Here is a 6,332-nt window from a genome sequence, read left to right as displayed (position 1 = left end):
GCCCCGGCTCACCCGCCCCGCGGAGCTGAGCGAACTGCTCGGCATCCCGTTCACCGCCGAGCAGCTGCGCTGTGCCACCGCGCCGCTGGCCCCCCAGGTCATCGTCGCCGGCGCGGGCTCCGGGAAGACGACGGTCATGGCGGCCCGGGTGGTGTGGCTCGTCGGCACCGGGCAGGTCGCCCCGGAGGGTGTGCTCGGTCTCACCTTCACCAACAAGGCCGCCGGCGAGCTGGCCGAACGGGTCCGCAGGGCGCTGGCGGAGACCGGAGTCCTGGACCGGCCCGCAGGCGGGGACGCGGAGGACGTGCCCGGCGAACCCGCCATCTCCACCTACCACGCCTTCGCCGGCCGGCTGCTGAAGGACCACGGGCTGCGGCTCGGCGTCGAGCCGACGGCCCGGCTGCTGGCGGACGCCACCCGCTTCCAACTGGCCGCCGCCGTGCTGCGGTCCGCCCCCGGGCCCTTCCACGCCCTCACCAAGTCGGTGTCCTCGCTGGTCACCGAGCTGCTGTCGCTCGACTCGGAGCTGGCCGAGCACCTCGTCGAGCCGGACCGGCTGCGCGCCCACGACCAGGCGCTGCTGGCCGAGCTGGAGGGCGGCGGCGTCAAGCTCACCAACGAGGCGCTGCGGCAGGTGCCGCGCACCGCGCGGGCCCGGCTGGAACTGCTCGGCCTCGTCGAGGAGTACCGGGCCCGCAAGGCCCGCCGTGAACTCCTGGACTTCGGCGACCAGATCGCGGTCGCCGCCCGTCTCGCCAGGGACGTGCCGGAGGTCGGCCGGCAGCTGAGGGCCGAGTACCGGGTGGTCCTGCTGGACGAGTACCAGGACACCTCCGTCGCCCAGCGGGTGCTGCTCGCCGGGCTGTTCGGGCACGGCGGGCACCCCGTCACCGCCGTCGGCGACCCCTGCCAGGCGATCTACGGCTGGCGCGGCGCGTCCGTCGCCAACCTCGACGACTTCCCCCGGCACTTCCCCGCCGCCGACGGGAGCCGGGCCGCACGCCACTCCCTCGGCGAGAACCGGCGCAGCGGCGGCCGGCTGCTCGCCCTCGCCAACACCCTCGCCGCCCCGCTGCGCGAGCGGCACGAGGGTGTGGCGGCGCTGCGCCCCGCACCGGGCGCCGAGACCGACGGACGCGTGCGCTGCGCGCTGCTGCCCACCCACGCCGAGGAACTGGAGTGGCTGGCCGACTCCCTGGCCCACCTCATCCGCACCGGCACCGCCCCCGGCGACATCGCCGTGCTCTGCCGGGCCGCCGTCGACTTCCCGCGTATCCAGGCCGCCCTCACCGCACGTGACGTACCCGTCGAGGTCGTCGGTCTCTCCGGTCTGCTGCACCTGCCGGAGGTCGCCGACCTGGTCGCGATGTGCGAGGTGCTGCAGGACCCCACCGCCAACGCCGCCCTCGTCCGGCTGCTGAGCGGTCCGCGCTGGCGCGTCGGGCCCCGCGACCTGGCCATGCTCGGCCGCCGCGCCCGACTGCTCGTACCGCCGCGGGGCGGCGCCGAACAGGACCCGGCACGGCGGCTGGCGGCCGCCGTCGAAGGCACCGACCCCACCGAGATCGTCTCCCTCGCCGACGCCCTCGACACCTTCCTCGACTCCGGCGGCCACCAGGACGATCTGCCGTTCTCCGCCGCCGCCCGGGTCCGCTTCGCCCACTTCGCCGCCGAACTGCGCGACCTGCGCCGCTCGCTCGCCGACCCGCTGATGGACGTGCTGCACCGGGTGCTGACCGTCACCGGCCTGGAGGTGGAGCTCGCCGCCTCGCCGCAGGCGCTCGCCGCCCGCCGCCGGGAGACCCTGGGCCGCTTCCTCGACGTCGCCGCCGGCTTCGCCTCGCTGGACGGCGAGACCACCCTGCAGGCGTTCCTCGCCTTCCTGCGCGCCGCCGAACAGTACGACCGGGGACTGGACGGCTCGCTGCCCGGCGGCGACAACACCGTCAAGGTGCTCACCGCGCACAAGTCCAAGGGCCTGGAGTGGGACGTCGTCGCCGTCCCGGGGCTGGTGCGCGGCCAGTTCCCCAGCACCCGCGGCCAGACCTCCTGGCTGGCCGGCGCCGGTGTACTGCCGCACCCGCTGCGCGGCGACGCCGCCACCCTGCCCGAGCTGACCGGCTGGACGGCCCGGGACCGCAAGGAGTACGACACCGCGCTCGCCGCCCACCAGGCGACCGAGGAGCTCCGGCTGGGCTACGTCGCGCTGACCCGGCCGCGTTCGCTGCTGCTGGCCTCCGGCCACTGGTGGGGCCCGGAGCAGAAGAAGCCGCGCGGCCCCTCCGCGTTCCTCACCGCCGTCCGCGACCACGTCGAGGCCGACCCCGCGAACGGCGAGGTCGAGCACTGGGCCGAGCCGCCGGCGGAGGGGGAGCAGAACCCGGCGCTGGCCGAGCCCGCCACCGAGCAGACCTGGCCGCTGCCGCTGGACCAGGCCGCGCTGGAACGCCGCCGGGCCGCCGCCGAGGCCGTCCTGGCCAGGCTCCGCCGGCACCGCCCCACCGGCCGCCCGGAGCCGGGCGGCGACAACCCCGCCGGTGCCGGGCTGCCGCACCAGCGGTCGGTGGACGACGCCGGGCGGCCGTCGGACGGGGGCGCGGAGACGCCTTCAGACGGCGGTGCGGGGACGCCTCCGGAGCCGGGACAGGAGCCGGCGAGCGGACTCACGCCGGAGGAGCGCCGACTGGTCGCCTCCTGGGACCGGGACCTCACCTCCCTCACCCGGGAGCTGCGGCAGGCCAGGCGGAAGGAGCGGGACGTGCCGCTGCCGCAGTCCCTGACGGCCTCGCAGCTGATGCGGTTGCAGGCCGACCCCGAGCGGTTCGCCGCCGACCTCGTGCGGCCCATGCCCAGCCCGCCGCAGCCGGCGGCGGCCCGGCGCGGCACCCGCTTCCACGCGTGGATCGAGTCGCGCCACGAGGCGCTGCCGCTGCCGTTGCTCGGCCCCGACGAACTGCCCGGCGGCGCCGACGCGGAGACCGGTGCGCTGCCCGCGGAGATCGCCGACGAACGCGACCTGGCCGCGCTGAAGGAGGCGTTCACCCGCACCCCGTACGCGAGCCGCACCCCGCACCGCGTCGAGGCGCCCTTCCAGCTGGTACTCGCGGACCGCGTGATCAGGGGGCGGATCGACGCCGTGTACCGGGACGGCGACGGCTTTGAGATCGTCGACTGGAAGACCGGCCGCAGACGCACCGCCGACCCGCTGCAACTGGCGGTCTACCGGCTCGCCTGGGCCGAGCAGCACGGGCTGCCGCTGACGGCGGTACGGGCCGCGTTTGTGCACGTGAGGACCGGGGAAGTGATCCGGCCCACAGATCTGCCCGACCGCGAGGGACTGGAACGGCTGCTGCTCACCGGCTCCCCGGAGGCACCCGCCCCGGAACCGCCGTCCACCGAGGCGCGGACGGCGGCGAGGGGCGGTCCGCCCGCCGGACCGTCCGCGACGGGCGGCCCCGATCCGACGTCACCTGGCCGGATAGGCTCAGGGCATGAGCGACACCCCGGACAACGCCGTCCGTGACTTCGTGACCGACGGGCGGAAGCCGTTCCTCGACGAACTGCGGGAGTGGCTGCGCATCCCCTCGGTCTCCGCCGACCCGGAGCGCGCCGCCGACGTCCGCCGCAGCGCCCGGTGGCTGGCCGAAGCACTGCGGCGCACCGGCTTCCCCACCGTCGAGGTCTGGGAGACCGAAGGCCTGCCGGCGGTCTACGCGCACTGGCCGGCCGAGGACCCCGACGCACCGACCGTGCTCGTCTACGGCCACCACGACGTGCAGCCGGCCGAGCGCGCCGACGGCTGGCACAGCGAGCCGTTCGAACCCACCGAACGCGACGGCCGCCTCTACGCCAGGGGCGCCGCCGACGACAAGGGCCAGGTGTGGTTCCACACCCTCGGAGTGCGCGCGCACCTCGCCGCCACCGGCCGCCGCGCCCCGGCCGTCGGTCTCAAACTGCTCGTCGAGGGCGAGGAGGAGTCCGGCTCACCGCACTTCCCCGCCCTGGTCGCCGCCCGCGCCGAGCAGTTGGCCTGCGACGCCGTCCTGGTGTCGGACACCGGCATGTGGTCCCGGGACACCCCGACGGTCTGCACCGGGATGCGCGGCCTCACCGACTGCCAGATCGATCTCCACGGCCCGGACCAGGACATCCACTCCGGCTCGTTCGGCGGCGCGGTGCCCAACCCGGCGCAGGTCGCGGCCGAGATCGCCGCCGCGCTGCACGACGACCGCCGCCGCGTCACCGTGCCCGGCTTCTACGACGGCGTCGTCGAACTCACGCCGCGTGAGCGGGAGCTCTTCGCCGAGCTGCCGTTCGACGAGGACGACTGGCTGCGCACCGCGCACAGCCACGGCACCCGCGGCGAGGACGGCTACTCCACCCTCGAACGGATCTGGGCCCGGCCCACCGCCGAGGTCAACGGCATCGGCGGCGGCTACCAGGGCCCCGGCGGCAAGACGATCGTGCCCTCGTCGGCGACGCTGAAGCTGTCCTTCCGGCTGGTCGCCGGGCAGGACGCGGAGAAGGTCCAGCAGGCGGTACGGGAGTGGGTGGCGGCACGCGTACCCGCCGGAGTGCGGCACGAGCTGACCTTCTGGGGAGCCACCCGGCCCTGCCTGACCCCGCTCGACCACCCGGCCCTGCGGTCCCTGACCAGGGCCATGGAACGGGCCTTCGCACAGCCCGTCCGCTACACCAGGGAAGGCGGCTCGGGGCCGGCCGCCGACCTCCAGGACATCCTGGACGTGCCCGTGCTCTTCCTCGGTGTCTCCATCCCGTCGGACGGCTGGCACGCGCCCAACGAGAAGGTCGAACCGGACCTGCTGCTGAAGGGCGCGGAGACCGCCGCGCACTTCTGGGAGGACCTGGCCGCCTCCTGGCGCCCGGACCGGCACTAGGCACCAGCCCTGCCGCGGACGTCCGCCGCGTCCGCGCACAGCACCCGACGGCCGACGAGTCAACGAGGAGCCCAGAGCGCAGTGACCTCCAGCACCGACCTCCCGCAGCCCACGCCCGGGGGCGCCTCCGGACCGGCCGGCGCCCCGATCCCGCTGACGGCACCCAGCGGCATCGACCGCGGAGCACACCACCGCATGGACGAGGCCTGGCTCGCCGCCGCGTGGAGCCACCCCACGACGCGCTGCTTTGTCGTCTCCGGAGGCCAGGCGCTGGTCGTCGACACCGACGACGGCGGCACCGAGCTTGTCACCATGCCGTCGTTCGAGGCGCCGTTCACCGAGGCCCACCGGTACTTCCTGGGTACCGACGCCGACGGCGTGCGCTACTTCGCGCTGCAGAAGGACAGCCTGCCCGGCCGGATGGACGACGTCGCCCGGCCCGCCGGTCTGCGGGAGGCCGGCGCGCTGCTCGGCCCACGCGACTGCGAACTGCTCGTGCACGCCGTCGCCCTGGAGAACTGGCAGCGCATGCACCGGTTCTGCTCACGCTGCGGCGAACGCACCGTCATCGCGGCGGCCGGCCACATCCGCCGCTGCCCGGCCTGCGGCGCCGAGCACTACCCGCGCACCGACCCGGCCGTCATCATGCTTGTCACCGACGACCGGGACCGCGCGCTGCTCGGCCGCCAGGTGCACTGGCCGGAAGGCCGCTTCTCCACCCTCGCCGGCTTTGTGGAACCGGGGGAGTCGATCGAGCGCGCGGTGGTCCGCGAGGTGCAGGAGGAGGTCGGCGTCGAGGTGGACGAGGTGCGGTACGTCGGCAGCCAGCCGTGGCCGTTCCCGTCCAGTCTGATGTTCGGCTTCCTCGCGCACGCGCGCAGCGACGAGCTGCGCGTCGACGGCGAGGAGATCGAGGAGGCCCGCTGGTTCTCCCGGGACGAGCTGCGGGAGGCCATCGAGAGCGGCGAGGTGCGCAAGCCCTCGGGCATCTCCATCGCCGCCCGCCTCGTCGAGACGTGGTACGGCAAGCCGCTCCCCGGCCGACTGCCCACGGAGGGCTAGGCCCTGCTCGGAGGCCGGGCAGGCACGACTTCGGGGCCGGGCGGGAACAACTCCGAGGCCGTCGACGGGGAATCCGCCGGACGGCCTCGGGACGCGGGGCCGGCGTGTGCGCGCCCCCGCGAGAGGGCTCGGGCTCAGGCCGCCAGGGCCTGCTTCACCTGGGCCAGGCTGGGGTTGGTCATCACGACGTCCTCGCCGCCGCCCGCGGGGGCGACCAGAACCGTCGGAACCGTCTGGTTGCCGTTGTTCACCTTCTCGACGAAGGCCGCCGACTCCGGGTCCTGCTCGATGTTGATCTCCTTGTAGGAGATGCCCTCGCGCTCCAGCTGGCTCTTCAGCCGGCGGCAGTAGCCGCACCACGTGGTGCTGTAC

4 protein-coding genes are annotated in these 6,332 nt (G+C 75.0%); 3 read left to right on the top strand and 1 reads right to left on the bottom strand.

Translation table 11 applies throughout. From position 1 onward, the window contains the following. The 3 genes from GL263_RS19185 to nudC all read left to right on the top strand — a co-directional run. On the top strand, positions 1-3,523 hold a 3,523-nt coding region (locus GL263_RS19185), incomplete at its 5' end, for an ATP-dependent helicase (RefSeq protein WP_182856967.1). Beyond that, positions 3,492-4,898: a dipeptidase gene (locus GL263_RS19180; RefSeq protein WP_182856966.1), complete on the top strand. Its 1,407-nt coding sequence runs from the start codon at positions 3,492-3,494 to the stop codon at positions 4,896-4,898. The genes GL263_RS19185 and GL263_RS19180, both read left to right, overlap by 32 nt. A 147-nt stretch (positions 4,899-5,045) precedes the next feature. Next, positions 5,046-5,960 carry an NAD(+) diphosphatase gene (nudC, locus tag GL263_RS19175; RefSeq protein WP_323379474.1) on the top strand — a complete coding sequence of 305 codons (915 nt, stop codon included), beginning with the start codon at positions 5,046-5,048 and terminating at the stop codon, positions 5,958-5,960. A 134-nt stretch (positions 5,961-6,094) separates the two neighbouring features. Here nudC and GL263_RS19170 read toward each other — a convergent pair. Next, positions 6,095-6,332 (bottom strand): mycoredoxin (locus tag GL263_RS19170; RefSeq protein WP_182856965.1); only part of this gene is annotated, 238 nt, incomplete at its 5' end.

Source organism: Streptomyces durbertensis, assembly GCF_014156695.1.
Lineage (GTDB): Bacteria > Actinomycetota > Actinomycetes > Streptomycetales > Streptomycetaceae > Streptomyces > Streptomyces durbertensis.
Note: the sequence above shows the minus strand (reverse complement) of the source record. Positions and strands in the feature narration are given on the sequence as shown.

Coding starts and splice junctions, on each gene's coding strand:
- GL263_RS19180 (WP_182856966.1), top strand. CDS start 3,492: ATGAGCGACACCCCGGACAACGCCGTCCGTGACTTCGTGACCGACGGG.